This is a genomic window from Sphingomonas sp. BE123 (assembly GCF_031456015.1).
GTDB lineage: Bacteria > Pseudomonadota > Alphaproteobacteria > Sphingomonadales > Sphingomonadaceae > Sphingomonas.
On the sequence record NZ_JAVDTW010000001.1, the window covers coordinates 1,372,141 to 1,397,394 of the forward strand.

The following is a 25,254-nucleotide window of genomic DNA, read 5'->3' on the forward strand; positions in this document are numbered from 1 at the left end:
GTCCTCACTCGCCCAGAATGTGCATCCACATCGGCTCGCCCGCGAGGCTCTGCGAGCCGCGCAGCTTTTCCAGCGCCTGGGCAACGCAGCGTTCCGGCCCCTCATGCGTCACGATTGCGAGCAGCACGCTGCCGTCCGCCATCGCGCCGCGCTGAATCAGTGATTCGATCGACACACCTGCGTCGCGCATTGCCGCCGCGATCTCCGCCAGCACGCCGACCTTGTCGGGCACGGTGAAGCGCAGATAGGCGCGCCCACGCCGCTCGCCGCTCGGCGCCGGCGGTTCGTTGGCGAGGCTAGCGGCGGGCATGGCGTAGGGAGGGCCGAATTCGGCGCGCGCGATGTCGATCAGATCGGCGACAACGGCGCTCGCCGTGGGTCCATCTCCCGCGCCCGCGCCCTGGAACAACAGGCGCCCGACAAAATTGCCTTCCGCCACCACTGCATTGGTCGCGCCGGAGACATGCGCAAGCGGGTGGGCGAGCGGGACGAGATGCGGGTGGACGCGCTGGAACAGCCCGTCGCCATTGAGGTCGGCGATTCCCAGCAGGCGCACACGATAGCCCAGGGCCGCCGCCTCGGCGATGTCGGCGGCGAGCAGGTTGCGGATACCGCCGATCGCGACATCGCCGAACGCCGGCTGGGTGCCGAAGGCAAGGCTGGCAAGGATCGACAGCTTGTGCGCGGCGTCCACGCCGTCGATGTCGAAGCTCGGGTCCGCCTCGGCAAAGCCCTTGGCCTGTGCCTCGGCCAGCACCTCGGCAAAGTCGCGCCCTTCCGCCTCCATCTTTGACAGGATGAAATTACAGGTGCCGTTGAGGATGCCATAGACGCGGTCGATCACGTTCGCCGCCGCCCCTTCGCGCAGGCCCTTGATCACCGGCACACCGCCCGCGACCGCCGCCTCGAACTTCATCGGCGTGTCGGCCTGTTCGGCAAGGCGCGCGAGTTCCAGGCCGTGATGCGCGATCATCGCCTTGTTGGCCGTGACCAGCCCCCTGCCCGCCGCCAGCGTCGCGCGCGCGAGCGCGAGTGCAGGACCGTCCGAACCGCCGATCAGTTCGACCACGACATCGGCGCGCGGATGCTGTGCCAGATCGCGCATGTCATCGACCCAGTCGAACCGGGTGATGTCGACGCCGCGATCCTTGGTCCGGTCGCGCGCTGACACCGCCACCACCTCGATCGGTCGTCCCGCGCGCCGCGCGATCAGATCGGCATTGGCATCGATCAGGCGAATGACACCCGCGCCAACGGTTCCAAGTCCGGCAAGGGCAACGCGCAGGGGTTCGGTCATCGGCTACTCCAGTTCAGGAGCAGCGCGTTACTGGATCAGCGCCCCCTTGGGAACACAACCTTAGTTTGACCCGGACTTACTCCGGCTGTTCAGCACCGCCCGATAAATGGCAGTGTCCTGTTCCCGCAGCAGATAGGCTTTCGTCCCCGCAAACGCCTGTCGCGACAGGCACGCCTCAACCGCTGCCTGCAGCGCAGCGGGCTTGGCGGGGATCGCGCGATCCGCCAAGGCCCGATCAATAAAGCTGTGCGCCGCGACCGGCTGACGCTGCACCACGCACTGACCGAACTGGTCGGCGGTCCGTTCCGCCTTGCGCTGCGCCCAGGTCGACGATTGCGGTTCCATATACTGGCCGGGGTGCGGCATGACCGCATCGGCGCTCTGCGCGAGCGCAGCCGGTGCGGCCAGCGCAATCAGGGTGGCGGAAAGCAACAGTCGCATGTGCACGCTCCAACCGTTTTGGGTAATGGAGCGTATCATGCGACCCGGTGCTCAACAAGCGCGGCGTGAACGCCTAGTTCTTGGTCAGCCCGATCTCGGCCAGCCGCTCGGCCAGATAGTCGTGCGCCGTGATCGGCGGCTCACGCTCGGGATTCTCCGCCGTCACCGTCTGCGGCAGCGCCTTGATCAGGAAATCGGGCGCCGGGTGGAGAAAGAACGGCATCGAATAGCGCGAATGGCCGCGCCGTTCGACCGGCGGGTTGACCACGCGGTGGGTGGTCGAGGGCAGGACATGGTTGGTCAGCCGCTGCAGCATGTCGCCGACATTGACGACCAGCGCACCCTCGGGCGGCTTGACCGGCAGCCATTCGCCGTCCTTGTCGAGCAGTTCCAGACCCGCTTCCTCGGCACCGAGCAGCAGGGTGATGAGGTTGATATCCTCATGCGCGCCGGCGCGCACATTCGGTGCATCTTCGGTCACCGGCGGATAGTGCAGCAGGCGCAGCACCGAATTGCCGTCCTTCACCGCATGATCGAACCAATCCGGCGCGAGGCCAAGATGCACCGCGATCGCCGACAGCAGCTTGTCCCCGGCGGTGTCGAACGCGGCGAACAGCTCGACGAACGTCTCGCGGAAACCCTCGGGCTGGTCGGGCCAGATGTTCGGCGCCATGAGCTCCGAGAAACGATGACCGGCGGCGAGTTCGCGCCCGATATGCCAGAATTCCTTGAGGTCGACATGGCTCGCGCCCTTGGCGATCTCGGTCTTGAACGGCGTGTAACCGCGCGCGCCGCCGCCGCTGGCGACAAAATAGCTGCGCTTCACGTCCTCGGGCAGGTCGAAAAACGCCTTGGTCATCGCCCAGGCGCGGTCGATCAGCTCCTGCGGGATGCCGTGGTTGCTGACCATCGCAAAGCCGAACCGTTCGAACGAACCGCCCAATGCGGCAGCAAAGCCCGCCGGATCGCCTGCCTGATCGGCGAGGCTGACAAGAGGGACCTGGGACAGAACGGTATCGGGCATTTCAAAGCGACTCCGGAAACGATTCCGCTGCAGATAGTCGCTTGCGCCGCGCAGGAACAGGGGCGGAGAATTCCGGATTGCAGGTGCGGGAGGGGCGCGGGTGCCGCGCGCCCCTCCCACTGCGCCGCCCGCCTACGCCGGGGCGACGGATCGGGTTGGTCAGGTCCCGCTGACGGTCAGCGTCCCGCGGCTCTGCGCATCGCCGGTGCCGTCGATCTTGAGCGTGTAGGGGCTGCCCGACTTGGTCTTGCCGGTCAGTTCGTCGCGATTGCCGGTGACGGTGAAGCCAGCGCCTTCCATCTGTTCGCGGAACCAGTTGCGCACGCGGGCAGCCTCGGCCGGGGCGTTGAACGTCACCTTCACACCGCCCGACTGGGTACCGTCCTGCCGGTCGTCGATATTGAGGCTGGCGATCGTCGCGCCAGGATAGAGCCGCACGCCGTCAATCTCGAAATTCTCGGCGCCGATGCTGAACTTGGGCAGCTTGATCGATCCTTCGAAGCCCGGCGCCTTGACCGAGACCTTGCCGTCCTTGTCCGCCTGTGCCGTGACCGAGCCATTGTCGCCCTGGATCGAAATGCTCGTCCCTTCGTCCCCTCCGCCACAGCCGCTTACGGCCACCGCCAGCGGGAGCATCAGCCAGATCGATTTCATCGCACTCTCCAAGCGTATTATTCAAACAATACACTATCGCGCTTTTGCGCCTGCGTCAATTCGCGGGTGACGCATCGGTTGCGATGCGGCATGGGCCGCGCATGGACGCGCGTACCCAGACTGCCGAAGCCGCCGCGCCGGAAAACCGGTCGCCGATCCCGATGGGCGAATTCGTCGCGCTGATCGCATCGATCATGGCACTGACCGCGCTGGGGATCGATTCGATGCTGCCGGCGCTCCCGGCGATCAGCGAACAGCTGGGCGTCGCCGAGCCGAACCACCGGCAATATGTGATCACCGCATTCATGCTGGGCTTTGCCGTCGCGCAACTGGTCCATGGGCCGCTCGCCGACCGGTTCGGCCGCAAGCCGGTCATCGGCATCGCGCTCGCGCTCTATGTCGTCACCAATCTGACGGCAGCCGTGGCGGGCAGCTTCGAGCTGCTGCTGGTCGCGCGCGCCGCCAGCGGCGCGGCGGTGGCGGCGGGCCGCGTCGTCACGGTCGCGCTGGTGCGCGACTGTTTTCAGGGACGCGCGATGGCACGCGTGATGAGCCTCGCCTTCATGACCTTCATGGTCGTGCCGGTTCTGGCCCCCGCCTGGGGCCAGCTGATGGTGATGATCTTCGGGTCGTGGCGCCTGATCTTCGGCGGCATCGCGATCGTTGCGGCGCTGGTCCTTGGCTGGTTCCTGCTCCGGATGCCGGAGACGCTGGACCCGGCATCGGTCAACCGGCTCGACCTCCGCGAAATCTGGCGCGGTTACCGGATCATGTTCCGCGATCGCTGGGCGGTCGGCTACACCTTTGCGACCGCCGCGATCTCGGGCTGCTTCTTTGCTTTTATCGGGTCGATCCAGCAGATCGTGTACGATGTGTTCAAGCGGCCCGAACTGCTGACGGTCGTGTTCGCATCGATTGCCGGGCTGATGGCAGCCAGCGCCTTTGCCAATTCGCGGCTGGTCATGCGGTTCGGGATGCGGTTCCTGTCGCATTGCGCGATCATCGCGACCACCGTGCTGGCCGCGGTGCATCTGGCGATCATCCTGATCTGGGGCGAAAATCTGGTGATCTTCATCGTCCTGCAGGCGCCGATGATGGCGGCGATGGGGCTTGCCAACTCCAACTTCTCGGCGATGGCGATGGAGAATATGGGGGCGATTGCGGGGCGCGCCTCCAGCCTGCAGGGCTTTATCGCGACACTGGGTGCCGCCGTGCTCGGCGCGATCATCGGCCAGGCGTTCAACGGCACCGCGGTTCCGCTGTATATCGGCTTCACCACGCTCGGCCTCACCGCGCTGGCGATCGTGTTCGTGACCGAGCGCGGCAAATTGTTTCGCCGCAGCTGAGGGCGCCCGTCGCACCGCACGGAACCAGCAATGCCCGCCCGCCGTTCGCGCTTTTGGTAGAAGCAGAGGAGATGGCGATGGGTGGACATCAGGTGCCCGGGCAAGGAACCGGCGACGACGGCTATGACGAAGACGGCTATGACGAGAGCCAGCGCGCCGAAATCCTGGAGGCAACGCGCGGCGGCCCCGGCAACGGGACGCTGCTGACCGATCTGGACCCCGATCTGGGTGAAGAGATCGACGCCGATGAGGACGAGGACGCGGTCCTGCTGGCGGCTGACGAAGTGGCCGACGAGGCGATCGGGGACCCCGACGAAGATCAGGACGAGATCGAGGATTCGCTGCAGGCGGATTTCGACGACGACGCGATCGCGAAGGAAGGTCTGGACGATTCCGACACGGCTGCGCTCGCCCCCTGATATGGCGGCGGGACCGCGCGTGGCGCATCGGGCTTTCGCGCGCGGCAAAGCTTCCCTATTCCGCCGGGCATGAACCGTTTTGCCCGCACGATCACCGCTGCGCCCGAGGACATCGACGAACTCGGGCATGTCAACAATGCGGTCTGGGTCCGCTGGATCCAGGAAGTCGCGGTGGCGCATTGGGAAGCGGTGGCGGACCCGGCGCATCGCGACGCCTTTGTGTGGGTCGTGACCCGGCACGAGATCGATTATCGCGGCAATGTCGTGGCCGGGGAAACGGTGACCGCCGAAACCTGGGTCCCCGAACCGCCGAAGGGCGCGCGTTTCGACCGCCACATGCGGTTCACCGGCACGGATGGGCGCGTGAAGGTCGAGGCGGTCTCAACCTGGGCGATGCTCGACCGCGCCACCGGACGGCTGGTGCGCGTCCGGCCGGAGATTGCGGCGCCGTTTCTGGGCGATTAGCCATCCCTCCCTGCGCCGCAGGGAAGGAATGATCAGCCCGAATTGCGCAGCGCCGTTGCAATCGCATTGATCGACAGCAGGATGCCCTGTTCGATCTTGGGATCGGTCTCGCCCGCACGGTGGCGCTTGAGCAGTTCGACCTGCAACAGGTTGAGCGGTTCGATATAGGGCAGCCGCAGCCGGATCGAGGTTTCGAGCGCCGGGTTCTTTTCGAGCAGGCGGGTCTGGCGCGTGACCTCCAGCAATTGGTCCTGCGTCAGGTGCCAGCTGTCGCGAATGCGCCCGAACACGTCATCGGCCAGCGCACGATCCGCGACCAGTGCGGCATAATGGCCGGCAATGCCCATGTCCGACTTGGCCAGCACCATCTCCATATTGGCGAGGGTCGAAGCGAACAGCGGCCAATCGGCGGCCATTTCGCGCAACAGCCCGCGATCGGGAAATGCTTCCAGCGCCTGGCCCACGCCATACCATCCCGGCAGCATGACGCGCGCCTGCGCCCAGCTGAACACCCAGGGGATCGCGCGCAAATCCTCGATCGCGTCGCTCTTCTTGCGGCTTGCCGGGCGGCTGCCGATCTTGAGCCCCGCGATCTCGGCAATCGGGGTCAGCTGGCGGAAAAAGGTGGTGAAGCCGTCGGTGCCATAGACCAGATCGCGATACGCCTTGAACGCGGTGGCCGAGAGCTGCTCCATCGCCGCTTCGAAGCGCGCTGCGTCGGTGTCGGACAGCCGCTGCGGCTCGAGGCTGGCGAGCAGCGTGGCCGAGGCCATTGCCTCGAGATTGGTCTGCGCACTTTCGCGGGTCCCGTATTTGGCGGCGATCACCTCACCTTGTTCAGTGATACGGATGCGGCCCTGCACCGTGCCGGGGGGCTGCGCCTGGATCGCCGCGAAGGACGATCCGCCGCCGCGTCCGACCGCGCCGCCACGACCGTGGAACAGCTGCATGCCGATTCCCGCTTCCGCAAATACCGGGCGCAGCGCAGTCGACCCTTTGGACAGGCCCCAGGTCGACGTGAGGTAACCGCCGTCCTTGTTCGAATCGGAATAGCCGATCATCACTTCCTGATGCCCGCGCGCACTGGCGATGGCCGCGACCTCGGGCAGTGCGAACCAGGTGCGCATGATGTCCGGCCCCGCATCGAGATCGCCGATCGTTTCGAACAGCGGTACCGCCATGATATGCGCCTGTGGGGGCGCGCCGGGGATGTAGAGGCCGGCTTCCTTGAGCAGGACATGCACTTCCAGCAGGTCGGACACCGACTGTGCCATCGACACGATATACTGGCTGATCGCGGCGCGGCCGTAGCGGGCCTGGACCTCGGCGGCGGCGTGGACGATGGCGAGTTCCGACGCGGTTTCGTCGGAATAATCGGCGTAGCGGCTGGTCAGCGGGCGCGGACTGGCGAGTTCACGGCGCAGCAGCGCGATGCGCGCGTCCTCGTCGAGCGCGGCATAGTCGGATTCAACGCCGGCAACCTTCAAGAGTTCGGCGACCACGCGCTCATGCACCGCACTGTTCTGGCGCATGTCGAGCGTGGCGAGGTGGAAGCCGAAGATATCGACCGCGCGGATCAGCCGCCCGAGCGACCCACTCGACGCCAGCGTCTCGCTGCCCTGCGCCGCCAGCCCCTTGGCGATCGCCGAGAGGTCGGCGCGGAACGCCGCCGGGTCGGGATAGCGCTCGCCCTTGAGCGCGCCGGGGCGCGACGGCGCCTTGCCGGTGAGGTCGCGATAGGTCGCGGCGAGACGCGCATAGATGCCGGAGATGGCACGGCGATAGGGCTCGTCGCTGCGGCTGGCGGCATCGTCGCCGCTGGCATCGGCGAGCGCCTGCACGCCGGCGTCGATCTGGGCATGGTGCGCCGAGATCGAGATTTCGGCGCCGAGCGCGTGAACCGCATCGAGATAATAGGTCAGCACCGTCTCGGCCGAGCGCGCCATGGTGAGGCGCATCGAATCGGCGGTGACGAACGGGTTGCCGTCACGGTCGCCGCCGATCCAGTTGCCGGGGCGCAGAAACGCCGGCACGCGGCTGCCGAGCGCGCGATCCCAGCGGGCGTAGAGCGCAGGCAACGTCGGCAGGAAGATGTCGCGCAGGTAGGACAGCGCATTTTCGATTTCGTCGGCGACATAGAGCCGCTCGAACCGCAGCACGCGGGTCTGCCACAGCAAGGCAACCTGCCGCACGATCGCTTCATCGACCAGGTCGCCGTCCGGCGTCTCGGTGATGCCCTGATCCTTGAGCCGCATCAGTTCGGCGATGCGGTTGCGGTGATCGAGCATCGACTTGCGGCGCACCTCGGTCGGGTGGGCGGTCAGCACCGGGGCGACCAGCGCATCGGCGAGCAGTTCGGCAATCCGCTCCCGCCCGATGCCATGCTCTTTGAGCCGGGCCACCGCATGCTCGATATCCGCGCCGGGCTCCGCGGCGATTCCCTGACGATCCTCCGCCAGATTGGCGAGCATCGAGAACAGCATGAAGCTGCGCACGAAATCGAGCGTCTCGTCGAGACTGAGGCTGTCGAGACCCGGATCGATCGCGTCAGCGCCGGCAATTCCGCGATGCCGGTCGACCGATGCCGATCGGATATGTTCGATCCGGCGGAACAGGCTTTCGCCGCCATAGGAGCGGATCACGTCGCCAAGGACGCGACCAAGAAAGCGGACATCGGGGTTGTTGGTGATCGGGGGTGCGCTGGCCATGGCGGGCGTGCTGCACTGCAGGATGGATCGCGTCAACGTGTCCGTAACACCGGTTACCATTACCCGCGCGATGCGAATTTGCGCGCGATGACAACGCTAGCGGGCATCGACAAGCCTGTTCTGCCCTCCTATCGCCGCGCTCAAACAGGCCAGACAAGGACAGATCAGCCCCATGCAGACCGCCAGCCAGGTTCTTGACCGCGTTCTCGTCCTCGAAATGGTCCGCGTGACCGAAGCCGCCGCGATCGCCGCGTCGACGCTGACCGGGCGCGGCGACGAAAAGGCCGCCGACGCCGCAGCGGTCGAAGCGATGCGCGCTGCGCTCAACGAACTGTACATGGACGGCACCGTCGTGATCGGCGAAGGCGAGCGTGACGAGGCGCCGATGCTGTATATCGGCGAAAAGGTGGGTTCCGCGCCCGGCAAGGGTCCGAAGATCGACATCGCGCTCGATCCGCTCGAAGGGACCACGATCTGCGCCAAGGCTGGCCCCAACAGCCTCGCCGTGCTCGCCATTGCCGAGGAAGGCAATCTGCTCAACGCCCCCGATGTCTATATGGACAAGATTGCGGTCGGCCCGGGCTATCCCCCCGATGTCATCGACCTCGACAAGTCGGTCACCGAGAATGTCCAGGCGATCGCCGCGGCCAAGGGTGTAAAGCCGAGCGAGATCATCGCCTGCGTGCTTGATCGTCCGCGCCACGAGAAGCTGATCGCCGAGTTGCGCTCGCTCGGCTGCGGCGTGGTGCTGATCGGCGACGGCGATGTTGCCGGCGTGATCGCGACGACCGATCCCGACACCACGATCGACGTCTATATGGGCCAGGGCGGCGCGCCCGAGGGCGTGCTTGCCTGCGCCGCGCTGCGCTGTGTCGGTGGGCAGTTCAAGGGGCGGCTGCTGTTCCGCAACGACGACGAGCGCGCACGCGCCCACAAATGGGGGATCGCGGATCTCGACAAGCAATATGACCTGTCGGAGCTGGCCAAGGGCGATTGCATCTTCGCCGCGACCGGCGTGACCGACGGATCGCTGCTTGAAGGGGTCAAGCGCAAGAAGGGCAAGATGACCACCGAGAGCGTCGTGATGCGCGCCAGTTCCGGCACGGTACGCTGGGTCAAGGGCGAGCACCGCATCGATTGATGGCAGCGGCCGGCTCCGCCACGCTGCGCGATATCGCGTTGCTGGCCATGCTGGCTGGCGGCTATCTTTGGTTCCTGCGCGCGGGACGCCCGGCTTCCGCGTCGACCACGCGCACCGCGCGCTACCGCCGCTGGCTCGCGCGGGCGCCGCTGGCCTTTGGCGCGACCGCGCTGCTGGCGCTGGCGGTCAGCGGCGATCTTGCCGCCCTGTACGTCCTGCCGGATGCCCTGACGGGACTGGTCGATCCGGCGCGGCGGATCGCGGGTCTCGGCAACGACCCCCGGCAAATCCAGGCCGCGATCCTCGCCGCGCTGGTCGTGAGCGGATTGATCGGGCTGGCGATCGCACGGCGGTGGACGCAACGCGGATCGATGCTCCCGCGCCGGATGGCCGGGCTGGTTCCGCAGCGGCGAACGGAGCTTGGCTGGGCGACGCTGCTGGCGATGGCCGCAGCGCTGGTGGAGGAACTGTATTTCCGCCTCGCCCTTCCGCTGCTGCTGGCGCGGGCGACCGGTTCGGCGAGTGGAGCGATGGCGGTGGCCACGCTGATGTTCGCCTATGCCCATCGCGGCCATGGCTGGCCCGGAATGGCGTTGGCGCTGCTGACTGGCGCGACCCTTGCGCTGGTCTATCTTGCGACCGGCGACCTGTGGTTCGCGATCGTCGCCCACGCGCTGCTCAACCTCAACGGACTGGTGCTCCGCCCGCTGCTGACGACACCGCGCGGCGCCGCGCGCGAAATCAGTTCTTCAGCCGCCACCCGGTCCTGAAGATCCAGCCGATCACCGCGAGACAGACCAGCAGGAACGCGGCGGTGAAGCCCAGGCTTACACCGATTGCAACATCGCCCTTGTCGAAGAACGCCCAGCGGAAGCCGCTGACCAGATAGACGACCGGGTTGGCCAGGCTGATCGTCCGCCACGGTTCCGGCAGCATGCTGATCGTGTAAAAGGCCCCGCCAAGGAAGGTGAGCGGCGTGACGATCAGCGCCGGGACGAACGACAATTGTTCGAACCCCTTGGCCCAGATGCCGATGATGAAACCGAGCATCGAGAAGGTGACTGCGGTCAGCACCAGCATCGTCAGCATCATGAACGGATGCGCAACCGGCACATCGACAAACGCCATCGCGGTGAACAGGATGATCAGGCCGATCGCGATCGACTTGGTCGCCGCCGCACCAACATAGCCGATCACCATTTCCCACGCCGTTACCGGCGCGGACAGGAGTTCGTACACGGTGCCGGTGAACTTCGGGAAGTAGATGCCGATCGACGCGTTCGAGATCGACAGCTGCAGCAGGTTCATCATGATCAGGCCCGGCACGATGAAGCTGCCGTACGACACCCCGTCCAGCTCCTGCATCCGGCTGCCGATCGCGCCGCCGAACACGACGAAGTAGAGCGCGGTGGTGATGACCGGCGTGACCAGGCTCTGCCACAAGGTGCGCAGCGCGCGCGCCATTTCGAAGCGATAGATCGCCCACACGCCGTGATGGTTGAAGCCCTTCACGCCGCGTCCTCCCGCTTGGCCGCCACAAGGTCGACGAAAATATCCTCAAGGCTCGACTTAGACGTGTCGAGATCCTTGAATGCGATGCCCAGCTCGCCGAGCTTGCGCAGCAGCGAGGGGATGCCGGTGCGTTCCGCCTGCGCGTCGAAGGTGTAGCGCAGCCGCGTCCCGTCATCGCTCAGCGCCAGATGCCATTCGGCCAGTTCGTGCGGCACATGGTCGAGCGGCTCGACCAGCGACAGGTCGAGCTCGCGCTTGCCGAGCTTCTTCATCAGCACGGCCTTGTCCTCGACCAGCAGCAGCGCGCCACGGTTGATCACCCCCACCCGGTCGGCCATTTCCTCGGCCTCCTCGATATAATGGGTGGTCAGGATGATGGTGACGCCGCGTTCGCGCAGGCGGTGGACCAGCTTCCACATGTCGCGGCGCAGCTCGACATCGACGCCGGCGGTGGGTTCGTCGAGGAACAGGATGTCGGGTTCGTGCGCCAGCGCCTTGGCGATCAGCACGCGGCGCTTCATGCCGCCCGACAATTCCATGATCTTGGAATTGCGCTTGTCCCACAGCGACAGGTCCTTCAGCACCTGTTCGATATGCGCGTCATTGGCGGGACGACCGAACAGGCGGCGGCTGTAGCGCGTGGTCGCCAGCACGGTTTCGAACATGTCGACCGACAATTCCTGCGGCACCAGCCCGATCATCATCCGCGCGGCGCGCGCATCGGCGATCGCGTCATGCCCACCGACGGTGATCGTGCCGGACGAAGGCGTGACGATGCCACAGATGATGCTGATCAGCGTCGTCTTGCCCGCACCATTCGGGCCAAGCAGCGCGAAAATTTCGCCCTTGTTGATGTCGAGATCGACCGCGCCCAGCGCCTGATGCCCCGAGGCATAGGTCTTGCTGACGCCCCGAACGGAAAGAATGGGTTGCATGCCTCGCCCCCGCATGTGGAGCGCGCCATCTAGGCACGGGGCACAGGCCGGACAAGGCCGGGAGACTATTTCCCCCGGCGGCGCGCCGTCTGCACGGCTTGCTTCAGCGCCTCATAGGGCACCATGCCGGAGATGACCTGGTCGCCGATCACCCAGCTGGGCGTGCCGGTGACCCCCAGCTTGCCCGCGACATCGAGGTTGCGGGCGATTTCGCCCTCGACCCCGGCGCTGCCGATCGCCTGCCGTGCGCGCGCGAGGTCGAGCCCGGCGGATGCGGCGGCGGCGTCGATCGATGCCTGGCTCAGCTGACCGCCCGAATACAGCGCCATGTGGAACGGCTTGAACTTGCCCTGCTCGGCAGCGGCGAGGCCCCAGCGTGCCGCGACGCGGCTGCCTTCGCTCAGCACCGGGAGTTCGCGATAGACGATGCGCACCTTGGGGTCCTCCGCCACCAGCCGTGCGATCATCGGCAGGCTGGCGCGGCAATAGCCGCACGCATAGTCCATCCACACCGACACCGTGACGTCGCCCGACGGATTGCCTTCCCACGCACCGGCATAGGCGTCGAAGATCGCGGCCCGGTTGGCGGCGACCGCCTTGCCGCTTTCGCGCTCCTGCAGCCGCTTCATCGCTTCGGGGAGGATTTCGGGATTTTCGAGGACATAGTCGCGCACGACCTGACCGATCGCCTTGTCGTCGCGCGCCGCGCCATCGCGCGTCAGCGCCTGAACACCGACCACGACCAGACCGCCGACCACGCCGGACAGCACCAGGGTGCCGGCCAGCGCCAGCGGGCTCTTCGCCAGTTTTTCGATCACTTGCGCTTCCTGTCCTGCATCATCGCCTGGCCCGCCATGACGATATCCTGCGCGCGAATCCAGTCCGGTGTCCCTTGCGGCAGCGCCGCCATCGCCGCCTGCGCGCTGGGGATGGCGCGGCCATAGTCACCGATCATGCTCGCGCGCTCCGCCGTGGCAAGTGCAGCGCGCGCGCTGTCGCCCTTGCGCTCGTACAACATGCCGAGCTGATACCAGGCGAAGGGGTTTTCCTTGTCGCGGACCACCGCCTGACGCAGCACCGTCTCCGCCTCGTCGAGATGCGCCGGATCCTCCGTGGCGAGCAGCGCATGGCCGAAGCTGGTGGCGATCAGTGGCTGGTAATTGGTCCTGGTCGTGGCGGCGCGCAGCGGGGCGAGCGCATCACGCGGCTTGCCGGACTCAAGCAGGATCTGTCCCTCTAGCTCAAGGAAATAGGGATTTTCCGGCTCTGCCCTGACCAGCGCGGCGGCTTCCCCGGCGGCTTCCTTGGGATAACCGCTGAGGTGATAGGCATAGGCGCGCGCATAGCGGGCCGGAACGCTGGTGTCGCTCGCGGGATAGCGGCGCAGCGTGTCCTTGGGCTCGGCGACATAGCCGCGCAGCTTGGCCTGCACGCGCAGAAACCGGGCCTCGATCGCCGGATCACTCGGCTTGTTCCATGCCGGATCGGCCTGCAGATCCGCGGTCAGCGTGGCGATGCGCTCCCCCGACATGGGATGGCTCATCACATAGCTGGTATCGCTGCCGCGCTTGAGCCCCCAGCGATATTCCTGCTGCTGCAATTTCTTGAAGAAATCCAGCATGCCGCGGCCGGTAATCCCGGCGCCGGACAGGAACTTGGCGCCGGCGGCATCGGTCGTCGCCTCCTGCGCGCGGCTGAAAGCGAGATAATTGCCGAGTGCGGCACGCTGGCCGAGCTGCATCAGGCCCATGCCGGCATCGGCGGAACCGGCCGCCAGCGCCGCCGCGCCGAGCAGCAGGCTCAAGATGGTGATGCCGGTCGCGCCCTTGCCCATGCGGTCGCCCAGCGGGACATGGCCACCGGTGATATGGCCGAGTTCGTGCGCGATCACGCCCTGCACCTCGTTGGCGCTGGAGGCGGCGTCGATCAGGCCGGAATGGATGTAGACCGTCTGCCCGCCCGCGACGAACGCGTTGATCGAGGGATCGTTGATCAGCACGATCCGCACATTGGCGGGCGACAGGTTGGCTGCCTTGACGATGTCGCGCGACATGTCGGCGAGCAACGCCTCGCTTTCGGCGTCGCGCAGGATCGACTGGGCATAGGCCGGGCTGGTGATGCACAACAGCAGCAGCGCGAACAGGGTTACAAGGCGCTTCATGGCGCACATCATGGCGGTTTTTCCCCGGCGATCAACGGTCGGTTTGACCGGACGGCCGATGCGTGCGCTGGACGGGGCCGCCTGAACCGAGGCTGAAACAGGGTCAGCGGAACCGAAACGGGGCGGAAGCGCATGCGCGCTCCCGCCCCGCCTCGTTTCTACAGCAGCGGATCAGGCGCCGAAGGTCCGCTGCCACCAGCCGCGGCGCGGCGCGCCCTGATCCTCGCCTGCATCGTCGGCGTTCGCATCGGCTGCAGCCACCGGTTCAGCGGCCGGCGCCGCGGCGACGGGTTCGGGTGCTGCCGCGACCGGGGCCGGATCGGACGCGATCTCGGCCGCCGCTTCGGGCTCCACCATGACCGGCGCGGCATCCGCAACCGGAGCGGACTCCGCAGCCGGCTCTGCCTTCTTGCGACGGCTGCGCTTGGGCTTTTCAGCGACCGGTGCGGGCGCTGCCGCCTCGGTTTCTGCAACCGGCTCGGCTGCTGCTTCCGCCGTGGGTGCGTCGGATTCAGCCGCCTCGCCCTTCTTGCGGCGGACCCGCTTCGGCTTGGCCGGGGCCGCATCGACAGCCGCGTCGGCGCCCGATTCGGGCGCGGGCGCAGCTTCCGCATCGGCTGCGGCTTCCGGCTCCGCCTTCTTGCGACGGCTGCGCTTGGGCTTGGCCGGCAGCTCCTCGGCCGGTGCCGCCACGGCCTCGGCCGCAACCTCGGCAACCTCAGCCTCGGCTTCGTCGGCCTGCTCCGCATCGGAGCGCTCGCCACCCTCGGCAGCGGCGTCCTCACCAGCGCCACGGCGACCGCCCCGACGACCGCGACGACGGCGCTTGCGTCCCTCGCCCGACGAGTCATCGGTCGTTGCCGGAGCCTCGGTCGCGCCGGCCTCCGCCTCGGCGGCGGCCATGTCCTCGGCCTCGGCCGCGCCATCGTCGGTGCCGGAATCCCGTTCACCCTCGGCGCCTTCGGGCATGTCGCCATCCTCGCGACGGCCACGACGGCCACGACGGCGACGGCGGCGCTTGCGGCCTTCACCCTCACCTTCGCCCCGCTCGCCACGTTCGCGCGGCTGGCGCGGTTCGCGCGCTTCGACCGCTTCTTCCTCTTCCTCCTCGTCGATCTCGTCGACGATATCGTCCTCGATCTCCTGGATCGCAGCAGCGAATTTCGGCGCGTGCGCGGGCGGCGGGCCACTCGCTTCGACCGACATGCGCGCGCCTTCCAGCTCGCCATCAGACAGGATTTCGACGCTCACGCCGTAGCGATCCTCGATCTCGGCGATGTCGGCGCGCTTCTTGTTGAGCACATAGAAAGCCGCTTCCTGGCTGCAGCGCAGCGTGAGGTGCGAACCGCGACCGCGCGCCGCCTCGTCCTCGATCAGGCGCAGCGCGCTGAGCCCGGCCGACGATGCGGTCCGGACCAGCCCGGTGCCCTCGCAATGCGGGCAGGTCACTGTCGACGCTTCCAGCACACCGGTGCGCAGCCGCTGACGGCTCATCTCCATAAGCCCGAATGCGCTGATCCGGCCGACCTGGATGCGGGCGCGGTCGTTCTTGAGCGCCTCCTTCATCGCCTTTTCGACCTTACGGACGTTGGACGAATGATCCATGTCGATAAAGTCGATGACGACGAGGCCGGCCATGTCGCGCAGCCGCAGCTGGCGCGCGATTTCCTGCGCCGCTTCGAGGTTGGTCGCGGTCGCGGTCTGCTCGATGTTATGCTCGCGCGTCGACCGGCCGGAGTTGATGTCGATCGACACCAGCGCCTCGGTCGGGTTGATGACCAGATAGCCGCCCGATTTCAGCTGGACGACCGGGTGGTACATCGCCGCCAGCTGGTCTTCGACATGCGCGCGCTGGAACAGCGGTACAGCGTCGCTGTAATGCTTCACCCGCTTCGCGTGGCTGGGCATCAGCAGCTTCATGAAGTCCTTCGCCTGGCGATAGCCTTCCTCGCCCTCGACGATCACCTCTTCGATATCGCGGTTGTAGATATCGCGGATCGCGCGCTTGATGAGGTCGCTGTCGCCATAGATCAGCGCCGGCGCACTGCTGCCCAGCGTCTTTTCGCGAATCTCGTCCCACAGCCGGGCGAGATAGTCGAAATCGCGCTTGATCTCCGTCTTGGTGCGCTGAAGCCCGGCGGTCCGCACGATGCAGCCCATCGACGGCGGCAGCTTGAGGTCGGCCATGATCGTCTTGAGCCGCTTGCGGTCGGCAGCCGAACTGATCTTGCGGCTGATCCCGCCGCCATGCGCCGTGTTGGGCATGAGCACGCAATAGCGGCCGGCCAGCGACAGATAGGTGGTCAGCGCCGCACCCTTGTTGCCGCGCTCCTCCTTGACGACCTGAACCAGCAGCACCTGACGGCGGCGGATCACGTCCTGAATCTTGTAGCGGCGGCGCAGATTCATGCGGCGCTGACGCAGCGCCTCGACCTGGTCATCGCTGCCCTTGCGGCCACGGCGGCGACGCCCGCCACCCTTGCCGCCCTCGGCCTCTTCGCCTTCGCCGCCTTCGCCGGCCTCTTCATCCTCGTCCGACGGGCGGTCGAGCACTTCAAGGTCGCCGTCCTCGTCGTCATGGTCATCACTGTCATCGGCTTCGCGCAGCGCCGCTTCCTCGGCGGCATGCTCGGCCTCTTCGCGCAGCAGCGCGTCGCGATCCTCCTTCGGGATCTGATAATAGTCCGGATGGATTTCGCTGAAGGCCAGAAAACCGTGGCGATTGCCGCCATATTCGACGAACGCCGCCTGCAGCGACGGTTCGACGCGGGTCACCTTGGCAAGATAGATATTCCCCTTGAGCTGCTTGCGCTCGGCACTCTCGAAATCAAATTCCTCAATCCGGCTTCCCTTGACGACGGCCACGCGGGTTTCTTCCCGGTGGCGTGCGTCGATCAGCATACGCATGGTCATTATTATGTCTCCGGGCGCGCCAGGCGGGTGTCAGCCGCGGCGCGCGAACAAGATAGCGCCCCGTCAGCGCGGGGGCGCGGGGTGATGATGATGCCTCTGCAGCATGGGCACGGCAGGACCCGTAGGCGCCCGCCTCCGCCGCCACACGCTCGCCCGCCGGGGCGATGCGGAGCGGGATGGACGGAAATTGCCTCATGCAGCGTCAACCTGAAATACCGGGCCAGTTGCGGCCGGCGATGGATACCGAAAGACCCAGATGGGATCCGGTCGGGTGAATGCCTAGCATCGGCGAACCCGCGCGGCAACATTTCGCGTGCGCTGCGAAATCGCAAGGCAGGATCCGGCAAACGCTTGCCGCCTGCCGGCAAAAAAATGCCGAATCGCGGGTTAACCGCACCGCTTCACCGCCGTGGAAGGGTCCGGGCGTTACCCCCGTCAGCGTCAGGGCTACTATTGTTGTGAGTACATGTGCATGCTTTTGGGCTGGACCCCCCCCAGCCCGGCGCGGCATATCGCCCGGGTGTCTTTTTTCCTTGCCCTTCTCGCCGGCTTTCTGAACGGCGCTCCGAGTTGGGCCGGGACCATACGTGCCATCGACGTCCAGTCGAACCGGATCGTGATCCGTTTCGACGACCGCGTCGCCGGCGCGAGCAGTTTCGTGCTTGCCGGACCGAACCGGATCGCGCTTGACCTGATGGGTGCGCGCCCCGGTGTGCCGCCCGGCGACAGCGGCGGCCCCGTCGCGTCCGTGCGCCAGGCGGCGCATGGCGACGGCGCGCGCGTGGTGTTCGATCTGGCGCGGCCAGCAATCGTGACCGCGGGACGGTTCGGCGCCGACGGATCGACGCTGACGCTGGAACTCAAGACCGTCGACGAGGCGCGCTTTGCGCGCGCCGCCGCCGAAGGGAAATTGAGCTACCTGCCACCGTTCAGCTTCACCCGCGCTTCCACTCGGCACAGCTACAGCGTGTCGGTGCCGGTTCCGCCCAAGCCAATGCCCTTTGCGCTGCCGCGCATTTATGGCGCGGACGATGCCCTGCCGCTGGTCGTGATCGATCCCGGTCATGGCGGGCACGACCCGGGCGCGATCTCGGCGGACGGACTCCAGGAAAAGGAGCTGGCGCTCAAGATCGCGCGCGCGATCCGCGACGAGCTGGTCGCATCAGGCCGGGTGCGTGTTGCATTGACCCGCGAAGACGACCGCTATCTGCTGCATCGTGACCGGTTCGAGGTCGCGCGCGCACTCGGCGCCGCGTTGTTCATCTCGGTGCATTGCGACGCCGCGCATACCCCGACCGCAAGCGGTGCAACGGTGTACACCTTGTCCGAAGTCGCATCGGACAAGGAAGCGGCGCGGCTGGCTGCGCGCGAGAACAAGTCCGACATCCTGTCCGGCATCGACCTGGCGGGAACGAATCGCGACGTTTCGTCGATCCTGATCGACCTGACCCAGCGCGAGACGATGAATGCGTCGGCCAAGTTCGCGCGGCTGCTGGGGCGTGAGGCGCAGGGGCTGATCCCGGTCAAGGAAAACCCGCACCGCATGGCGTCGCTGTTGGTGCTCAAGGCGCCCGACATGCCCTCGGTCCTGTTCGAGGCAGGTTACATCTCGAACGAATCCGATGTCGCGCTGTTGCGGACGGAGGACGGGCGCAAGCGCGTGGCCAAGAGCGTCAGTCGCGCTGTCGCGATCCACTTCGCGACACGCATGGCATCGCGCTGAGTCAGCCCCTCCCCCGCCGGGGAGGGGCATGTCCGCCGCCTTCACGCCGACAGCGGCCCATCGCATCCGTGGCTGGCAAGGCGGCGATATCCTGCTAAACCCCGCGCGCAATGGCGGATCAGACCCAACCCAATTTCACGCTCAAATTCACGCGCGAGGATGTGGGCGACCGGTTCGCACGGGTCCGGCGCACCTGGTGGTTCAGGATCTCGGCGTGGCTCGCGCTGCTCGCTGGCATCGGCATGATCCTGTTATGGGCGCTGCTGCTGCGCGACCTGCCGTCGGTCGACAAGTTGCGCAGCTACGAACCGCCGCTGCCGACCAATGTCCGCGCGGGCGACGGCATGCCGTTGCGCAGCTATGCCCGCGACCGCCGGGTGCAGCTGTCCTATGCCGAATATCCCAAGCTGATGGTCGGCGCGTTCCTGTCGGCCGAGGACAAGACCTTTTTCGACCATGGCGGCGTCGATTATCCCGGCCTGGTGCGCGCGGCATGGCAAGGGCTGACCAGTGGCGAAACCCCGCGCGGCACGTCGACCATCACGCAACAGGTCGCCAAGAACCTGCTGCTGACCAACGAGGTCAGCTATGTCCGCAAGGCGCGCGAGGCGATCCTGGCGTTCCGCATCGAGAATTCGCTGTCGAAGGAACAGATTCTCGAACTCTATCTCAACCAGATCGCACTGGGGCGGAATGCGTTCGGGGTCGAGGCGGCGGCCAATGCCTATTTCGACAAGAGCGTGCGCGAGCTGACCATCCCGCAATTCGCCTATCTTGCGATCCTGCCCAAGGGGCCAAGCAACTACATGCCCGAGCGGCACGAGAAGCGCGCGATCGAGCGGCGCAACTGGGTGCTCGGGCAGATGCTCGAAAATGGCTATATCGATCAGGCCCAGCATGACGCCGCCATTGCCGCCCCGCTGGGTGCGGTGCCGCGCAAGACGCCCAAGACCGACCCGCTCGGCGGTTATTTCATCGAGGAAGTGCGCCGCCAGCTGATCGACCAGTTCGGCGAGACCGAGGAAGCGGGCCCGTACAGCGTCTATGCCGGCGGACTGTGGGTGCGCACGTCGTTCGATCCCGAAATCCAGCGCGCCGCGCAAAAGGCACTGCGCGACGGGCTTGTGCGCTATGATCGCGGGCGCGGCTGGTCGGGACCGATGCGCGAAAAGCCGTTCGAAGGCGATGGCTGGCGCAGCGCCCTGCTCAACGAGAATATCGACCTCGACTATGAGGACTGGCGCGCCGCGATCGTCATCGCGAAGACGACGTCGAGCGTGCAGATCGGCTTTGGCGACGGAAACACCGGCGTTCTGCCCCGCAGCGCCGCGCAAATGCCCGTGCGCGGCAAGGGTGGCACCGCCTTTGCCGCGCTGAAGCCGGGCGACGTGATTGCCGTAGCGCCCGAAGGCGGCAGCTTTGCGCTGCGTTCGGTCCCGAAAATCTCTGGCGGCATGGTGGTGGAGGATCCGCGCACCGGCCGCATCCTGGCGATGCAGGGCGGGTTCGACGCGACGATCCAGGCGTTCAACCGCGCGACGCAGGCGCAGCGCCAGCCGGGGTCGACGATCAAGCCGATCGTCTATGCCGCCGCGCTCGAAAACGGGATGACTCCCGCGTCGATCATCGTCGATGGGCCGTTCTGCGTGTGGCAGGGCGCGGCGCTGGGCGAGAAATGCTTCCGCAATTTCGGCAATACGCGCGGCGCCGGACCGAAAACGATGCGCTGGGGCATCGAACAGTCGCGCAACCTGATGACGGTGCAGGCGGCGAACCAGACCGGCATGGACAAGGTGGTCGACCTGATGCAGCGCATCGGGGTTAGCCAGCAGAAATATCCGCCCTATCTGTCCTATGCGCTGGGCGCGGGCGAGACGACGGTGATGCGCATGGTCAACGCCTATGCGATTCTGGTCAACCATGGCCGCGCGCTCAACCCGACGCTGATCGACTTTGTCCAGAACCGCCATGGCAAGGTGGTATGGCCCGAAAACTGGCGCCCGTGCGACCGTTGCAACATGCCCGAATGGGACGGCAAGCCGATGCCGCGCCCGGCCACGCGCGCGCGGCAGGTGCTCGACGCGATGAGCGCCTACCAGATGGTGCACATCACCGAAGGCGTGATCCAGCGTGGTACCGCAACGGTGTTGCGCGACCTCAATCGCCCGATCATGGGCAAGACCGGCACTTCGTCGGGGCCGCGCGACGTGTGGTTCATCGGCGGAACGCCGCAGATGATCGCGGGCCTGTATATGGGCTATGACACGCCGACCAACCTCGGCGGCTATGCCCAGGGCGGCACGATCGCCGCGCCGATCTTCAAGGCGTTCGCGCAAAAGGCGCTGGAGGGGCAGGATGTCCTGCCCTTTACCGCACCCGCCGGCATCCGCATGGTCCGCATCGATCGCGCGACCGGGCGGCGCGTGTTCGGCGCGTGGCCCGGCACCGACCCCAAGGGTGCGGTCATCTGGGAAGCGTTCAAGCCGGAGAGCGAACCGCGCCGACGCAGCCGTGGGGAAGAGGAAGCCCCCAAGGCGGAGGTGAAGAAGAAGGCCGTGCAGCGTGAGCAGCGCGACAGCGACTTCTTGCAACGCGAGGGTGGAATCTACTAGGCCCGCGTCCACGCACACTGCGTCATCCCCGCGCAGGCGGGGATCCATTTAGGCTGACGTCTCGGATAGAACCGCATCGCCAGTGTCAATGGATCCCCGCCTGCGCGGGGATGACGGCAGATAGAGACTGGAGTTACCGTAATGCGCGCCGAAGCGCAGGCACATGCCGACAAGATCAACGCCGCGCTCGCATTGCTGCGCCGCTTCATCGACTGGGACAAGGCGCTGCGCCGGCTCGACGAGCTGAACGCGCGTGTCGAGGACCCGACCCTGTGGGACAATCCCAAGGCGGCGCAGGAGGTGATGCGCGAGCGGCGCCGGTTGGACGAATCGATCACCGCGACCCGCGCGATCGAGCGCGAGCTGGCCGAGACCAGCGAGCTGATCGAGATGGCCGAGGCCGAGGGCGACGAGGAGATGGCGAGCGAGGGCACCGCCGCGCTTGCCGCACTCGCCGCACGCGCCGAACAGGACAAGGTCAAGGCGCTGCTGTCGGGCGAGGCTGACGCCAACGACACCTATCTCGAAGTGCATTCGGGCGCCGGCGGGACCGAGAGCCAGGACTGGGCGGAGATGCTGCAGCGCATGTACACGCGCTGGGCCGAGCGTCACGGCTTCAAGGTCGAGCTGATGGACTATCACGCCGGCGAACAGGCGGGGATCAAGTCGGCGACCCTGCTGATCAAGGGCGAGAACGCCTATGGCTATGCCAAGACCGAGAGCGGCGTGCACCGGCTGGTGCGCATCTCGCCCTATGACAGCTCGGCGCGGCGGCACACCAGCTTCTCGTCGGTGTGGGTCTATCCGGTGATCGACGATTCGATCGACATCGAGATCAACGAAAGCGACCTCAAGATCGACACCTACCGCGCATCGGGCGCGGGCGGGCAGCACGTCAACACCACCGATTCGGCAGTGCGCATCACGCACGTGCCCAGCGGCATCATCGTCGCCAGCCAGCAGGACCGGTCGCAGCACAAGAACCGCGCAACCGCGATGGGCATGCTCAAGGCACGCCTCTACGAAGCCGAACTGGCCAAGCGCGAGGCGGCGGCGATGGGCGAATATACCGCAAAGACCGAGATCGGCTGGGGCCACCAGATCCGCTCCTATGTCCTGCAGCCCTATCAGCTGGTGAAGGACCTGCGCACCGGGGTGACGTCGACGGCGCCGTCGGATGTGCTCGACGGGGCACTCGACCCGTTCATGGCGGCTGCGCTATCGCAGCGCGTGACCGGCGAGACGGTCGAGGTGGAGGACGTCGATTGAAACGGGCCGGCGCCGCGCTGATCCTGTTCCCCGCGCTGATGCTGGCCGGGTGTGACGAGACGCGTCCGCGCCCCGAGGCCGAGCCGAGCGAGGCACTGGTCTTTCCCGCCGCCGATCGACCGGTCGCGCCGATCGTGTCGTCGCGCTGGTCGACCGAAGAGGCGCGCGACCGGCTGAACGAGGCCGATACGGTGATGGACCTCGCCGAAATCCGCCCGGGCACCACCGTTGCCGATATCGGCGCCGGCGAGGGCTATTACACCGTCCGCCTGTCCGCGCGCGTCGGACCCAAGGGGCGCGTGCTGGCCGAGGACATTGTCCCGGAAGTGCGCGACGCACTGGCCCAGCGCGTCGCGCGCGAGCGACTGGACAATGTCAGCGTGCGGCTGGGCGAGGCCGATGACCCGAAGCTGCCGGACAACAGCTTTGACCGCATCCTGATGGTGCACATGTACCATGAGATCGCCGAACCCTATGAATTCCTGTGGCGCATGCGTCCGTCGCTGCGCAGCGACGGGCTGGTCGTCGTGGTCGATGCCGACCGTTCGACCGAGAATCACGGGACTCCACCCGCGCTGCTGAAATGCGAATTTGCCGCCGTCGGCTATCGCCTTGTGGCGATGCGCGACATGCCTTCGGCCGGGGGGTATCTGGCGATGTTCCGCGCGGAAGGGCCGCGTCCGGACCCGGCCGCCATCCGCCCCTGCCCCAACCGCCCGGCGCCGCGCGTCGCGGGCAAACCGATGGGCGACGAATAGCGTCCCGCGCGCGCCGCAGCGACCGGGGTTACAGCAGCCCCGCCGCGCGGAAGCTCCATAGCGCGCCGTCGCGTCCCACCACGACATGCTCATCGAGCCGCGCCTCGACCGATGCCAGCGCGCGGGCAAGGCGCCGCGTCACATCGCGGTCGGCCCGGCTTGGCCAGGCTTCGCCCGACGGATGATTGTGCGCCATCACCACGCGGGCGGCATCGAGCAGTACCGCGTCCGTCACGATCCGCCGCAGCGGCAGGTCGACCCACTCGCTGGTGGATGAGGCGATGCGCAGCGTGCCGAGCAGGGAACCGCGCGAATCGCAATAGGCAAAGGCGGCGACCTCGCGGTGCTCCCCGGCAATCTCCGCCGCGAGCCGGCTGGCCAGCGCGTCGATGCCGATGCCGGGGGACATGGCGGGAGTTGCGCTGGCCATGGCACGAGCCTTGCGCATCCGCGGCGCCCGGTCGAGCGCAAGCCGGTCCGTCGCGGAGCGGCTTGCCACCGAAATGGCGCAACTCTGCTTGGCGACCTTTCCCCGCTCGGCTAGGCATCGATCACGATGCAGCAATATCTCGACCTGATGGAACGCGCGCTGCGCCATGGCGCAGTGCAGAATGACCGGACCGGCGTGGGGACGCGCAGCGTGTTCGGGCACCAGATGCGCTTTGACCTGTCCGAAGGCTTTCCACTGCTGACCACCAAGAGGCTGCACACCCGGTCGATCTTCATCGAATTGCTGTGGTTCCTGCGCGGCGACACCAATGTGAAGTGGCTGCAGGATCGTCGCGTGAGCATCTGGGACGAATGGGCGGACGAGAATGGCGATCTCGGCCCGGTCTATGGCAAGCAATGGCGCGACTGGGAGGCGCCCGATGGTCGCCATATCGACCAGATCAAGGAGCTGATCGAGACGCTGAAGACCAATCCCGCATCGCGGCGGATGGTCGTATCCGCCTGGAATCCCGGCGAATTGCACGCGATGGCGCTGGCGCCGTGCCACTGCCTGTTCCAGTGTCATGTCGCCAATGGCAAGCTGTCGCTGCAGCTATATCAGCGCAGCGCCGACATCTTCCTCGGCGTGCCGTTCAACATCGCGAGCTATGCGCTGCTCACCCACATGCTGGCGCAGCAATGCGACCTGGAGGTCGGGGAGTTCATCTGGACCGGTGGCGATTGCCACCTCTATTCCAACCATGTCGAACAGGCCGAACTGCAGCTGACGCGCACGCCCGGCCCGCCGCCGCGGCTTGAAATCCTGCGCCGTCCGCCGTCGATCGACGCCTATGAGTATGAGGATTTCGCGCTGCACGATTATGTCGCGCAGCCGCATATCAAGGCCGAGGTGGCGATCTGATCACCTTCCACCTTGCACGGGCGACGAATGGGGTCATCGGGGTCGATGGCGACCTGCCCTGGCGGCTGCCGGCTGACCTCAAGCGGTTCAAGACGCAGACCATGGGCAAGCCGATGGTGATGGGGCGCAAGACATTCGCTGGGTTTCCCAGCCCCCTGCCCGGCCGCCGCCATATCGTGCTGACCCGCGATCCAGCCTGGCGCGCGGAGGGAGCGGAAGTGGTGCATTCGGTTGACGAGGCACTGGAGCGCGCGGGCGATGGCGATGTCGCGGTGATCGGCGGGGCCGAGATTTTCGCGCTGTTTCTGCCACTTGCGGAGCGGATCGAGCTGACCGAGGTGCATGCGTCGCCCGCAGGCGATGCGGTGGTGCCGGCGTTCGGGGCGGAGTGGCGCGAGGTGGCGCGCGAGGATCATGCCGCCGAGGGCGCCCGGCCAGCCTATAGTTTCGTCACGCTCGAGCGCTTTCCGTAATCGTCAGGCCGGGCTTGTCCCGGGGTCGACCTTGCCGCAACATCCGGTGCAA

22 protein-coding genes are annotated in these 25,254 nt (G+C 66.7%); 11 read left to right on the plus strand and 11 right to left on the minus strand.

Annotation, left to right across the window (positions count from 1 at the left end; genetic code table 11):
* Positions 1–4: 4 nt before the first annotated feature.
* The 4 genes from J2Y54_RS06830 to J2Y54_RS06845 form a co-directional block, all read right to left on the minus strand.
* The gene (locus J2Y54_RS06830; RefSeq protein ID WP_310038043.1) at positions 5–1,297 is read right to left on the minus strand and encodes a homoserine dehydrogenase; all 1,293 of its coding nucleotides are present in this window, start codon (positions 1,295–1,297) and stop codon (positions 5–7) included.
* A 60-nt stretch (positions 1,298–1,357) separates the two neighbouring features.
* Positions 1,358–1,738, minus strand: coding sequence for a hypothetical protein (locus J2Y54_RS06835; RefSeq protein WP_310038044.1), 381 nt, complete (start codon positions 1,736–1,738; stop codon positions 1,358–1,360).
* A gap of 73 nt (positions 1,739–1,811) precedes the next feature.
* Entirely contained in the window at positions 1,812–2,762 is a 951-nt protein-coding gene (locus J2Y54_RS06840) for a 2-oxoglutarate and iron-dependent oxygenase domain-containing protein (protein ID WP_310038046.1), read from the minus strand.
* Between the two features lie 159 nt (positions 2,763–2,921).
* Complete coding sequence (locus tag J2Y54_RS06845) at positions 2,922–3,416, minus strand: hypothetical protein (RefSeq protein ID WP_310038048.1); 495 nt, start codon at positions 3,414–3,416, stop codon at positions 2,922–2,924.
* A 101-nt stretch (positions 3,417–3,517) separates the two neighbouring features.
* Between J2Y54_RS06845 and J2Y54_RS06850 the strand changes: the two genes are divergently transcribed.
* The 3 genes from J2Y54_RS06850 (at position 3,518) to J2Y54_RS06860 (ending at position 5,646) form a co-directional block, all read left to right on the plus strand.
* Positions 3,518–4,762, plus strand: a complete 1,245-nt coding sequence (locus tag J2Y54_RS06850) for a multidrug effflux MFS transporter (RefSeq protein ID WP_310038050.1) — start codon at positions 3,518–3,520, stop codon at positions 4,760–4,762.
* A 77-nt stretch (positions 4,763–4,839) separates the two neighbouring features.
* Positions 4,840–5,181, plus strand: coding sequence for a DNA primase (locus J2Y54_RS06855; protein WP_310038052.1), 342 nt, complete (start codon positions 4,840–4,842; stop codon positions 5,179–5,181).
* Positions 5,182–5,250: 69 nt separating this feature from the next.
* A complete protein-coding gene (locus J2Y54_RS06860) occupies positions 5,251–5,646 on the plus strand; it encodes an acyl-CoA thioesterase (protein ID WP_310038054.1) in 396 nt (131 codons plus the stop codon).
* Positions 5,647–5,678: 32 nt separating this feature from the next.
* On the opposite strand, the gene ppc is transcribed toward J2Y54_RS06860, so the two are convergent.
* Entirely contained in the window at positions 5,679–8,354 is a 2,676-nt protein-coding gene (ppc, locus tag J2Y54_RS06865) for a phosphoenolpyruvate carboxylase (protein WP_310038055.1), read from the minus strand.
* Positions 8,355–8,526: 172 nt separating this feature from the next.
* Between ppc and glpX the strand changes: the two genes are divergently transcribed.
* Together glpX and J2Y54_RS06875 are read left to right on the plus strand one after the other, a co-directional pair.
* Positions 8,527–9,495, plus strand: a complete 969-nt coding sequence (glpX, locus tag J2Y54_RS06870; RefSeq protein WP_310038056.1) for a class II fructose-bisphosphatase — start codon at positions 8,527–8,529, stop codon at positions 9,493–9,495.
* Complete coding sequence (locus J2Y54_RS06875) at positions 9,495–10,265, plus strand: CPBP family intramembrane glutamic endopeptidase (protein ID WP_310038058.1); 771 nt, start codon at positions 9,495–9,497, stop codon at positions 10,263–10,265. Before glpX ends, J2Y54_RS06875 begins: the two co-directional genes overlap by 1 nt.
* On the opposite strand, the gene J2Y54_RS06880 is transcribed toward J2Y54_RS06875, so the two are convergent.
* The 5 genes from J2Y54_RS06880 to J2Y54_RS06900 all read right to left on the minus strand — a co-directional run bounded on the left by J2Y54_RS06880 (position 10,237) and on the right by J2Y54_RS06900 (position 17,004).
* Positions 10,237–11,007 (minus strand): ABC transporter permease, encoded by a 771-nt coding sequence (locus J2Y54_RS06880; RefSeq protein ID WP_310038060.1) that lies wholly within the window; start codon positions 11,005–11,007, stop codon positions 10,237–10,239. The genes J2Y54_RS06875 and J2Y54_RS06880 overlap by 29 nt on opposite strands.
* Positions 11,004–11,942 carry an ABC transporter ATP-binding protein gene (locus J2Y54_RS06885; RefSeq protein ID WP_310038062.1) on the minus strand — a complete coding sequence of 313 codons (939 nt, stop codon included), beginning with the start codon at positions 11,940–11,942 and terminating at the stop codon, positions 11,004–11,006. The genes J2Y54_RS06880 and J2Y54_RS06885 overlap by 4 nt, the downstream gene beginning before the upstream one ends.
* A 65-nt stretch (positions 11,943–12,007) precedes the next feature.
* Positions 12,008–12,760, minus strand: coding sequence for a DsbA family protein (locus J2Y54_RS06890; RefSeq protein ID WP_310038063.1), 753 nt, complete (start codon positions 12,758–12,760; stop codon positions 12,008–12,010).
* Positions 12,757–14,103, minus strand: a complete 1,347-nt coding sequence (locus tag J2Y54_RS06895) for a M48 family metalloprotease (protein ID WP_310038065.1) — start codon at positions 14,101–14,103, stop codon at positions 12,757–12,759. The genes J2Y54_RS06890 and J2Y54_RS06895 overlap by 4 nt, the downstream gene beginning before the upstream one ends.
* A gap of 171 nt (positions 14,104–14,274) precedes the next feature.
* Entirely contained in the window at positions 14,275–17,004 is a 2,730-nt protein-coding gene (locus J2Y54_RS06900; protein WP_310038492.1) for a ribonuclease E/G, read from the minus strand.
* Positions 17,005–17,536: 532 nt separating this feature from the next.
* On the opposite strand from J2Y54_RS06900, the gene J2Y54_RS06905 reads away from it, so the two are divergent.
* From J2Y54_RS06905 to J2Y54_RS06920, 4 genes are all read left to right on the plus strand, one after another.
* Positions 17,537–18,739, plus strand: coding sequence for an N-acetylmuramoyl-L-alanine amidase (locus tag J2Y54_RS06905; RefSeq protein ID WP_310038068.1), 1,203 nt, complete (start codon positions 17,537–17,539; stop codon positions 18,737–18,739).
* A 110-nt stretch (positions 18,740–18,849) separates the two neighbouring features.
* A complete protein-coding gene (locus J2Y54_RS06910) occupies positions 18,850–21,351 on the plus strand; it encodes a PBP1A family penicillin-binding protein (RefSeq protein ID WP_310038069.1) in 2,502 nt (833 codons plus the stop codon).
* A gap of 141 nt (positions 21,352–21,492) precedes the next feature.
* The gene (gene prfB, locus J2Y54_RS06915; protein ID WP_310038070.1) at positions 21,493–22,620 is read left to right on the plus strand and encodes a peptide chain release factor 2; all 1,128 of its coding nucleotides are present in this window, start codon (positions 21,493–21,495) and stop codon (positions 22,618–22,620) included.
* Positions 22,621–22,658: 38 nt separating this feature from the next.
* Positions 22,659–23,378: a methyltransferase domain-containing protein gene (locus J2Y54_RS06920; protein WP_310038494.1), complete on the plus strand. Its 720-nt coding sequence runs from the start codon at positions 22,659–22,661 to the stop codon at positions 23,376–23,378.
* 28 nt (positions 23,379–23,406) lie between these two features.
* Here the strand turns inward: J2Y54_RS06920 and J2Y54_RS06925 are convergent, their stop codons facing one another.
* Positions 23,407–23,808: a JAB domain-containing protein gene (locus tag J2Y54_RS06925; RefSeq protein ID WP_310038072.1), complete on the minus strand. Its 402-nt coding sequence runs from the start codon at positions 23,806–23,808 to the stop codon at positions 23,407–23,409.
* A gap of 126 nt (positions 23,809–23,934) precedes the next feature.
* Here J2Y54_RS06925 and J2Y54_RS06930 point away from each other — a divergent pair, with 126 nt between their 5' ends.
* A complete protein-coding gene (locus J2Y54_RS06930) occupies positions 23,935–24,729 on the plus strand; it encodes a thymidylate synthase (protein WP_310038073.1) in 795 nt (264 codons plus the stop codon).
* Positions 24,726–25,202, plus strand: coding sequence for a dihydrofolate reductase (locus J2Y54_RS06935; protein WP_310038495.1), 477 nt, complete (start codon positions 24,726–24,728; stop codon positions 25,200–25,202). Before J2Y54_RS06930 ends, J2Y54_RS06935 begins: the two co-directional genes overlap by 4 nt.
* Positions 25,203–25,254 lie beyond the last annotated feature (52 nt).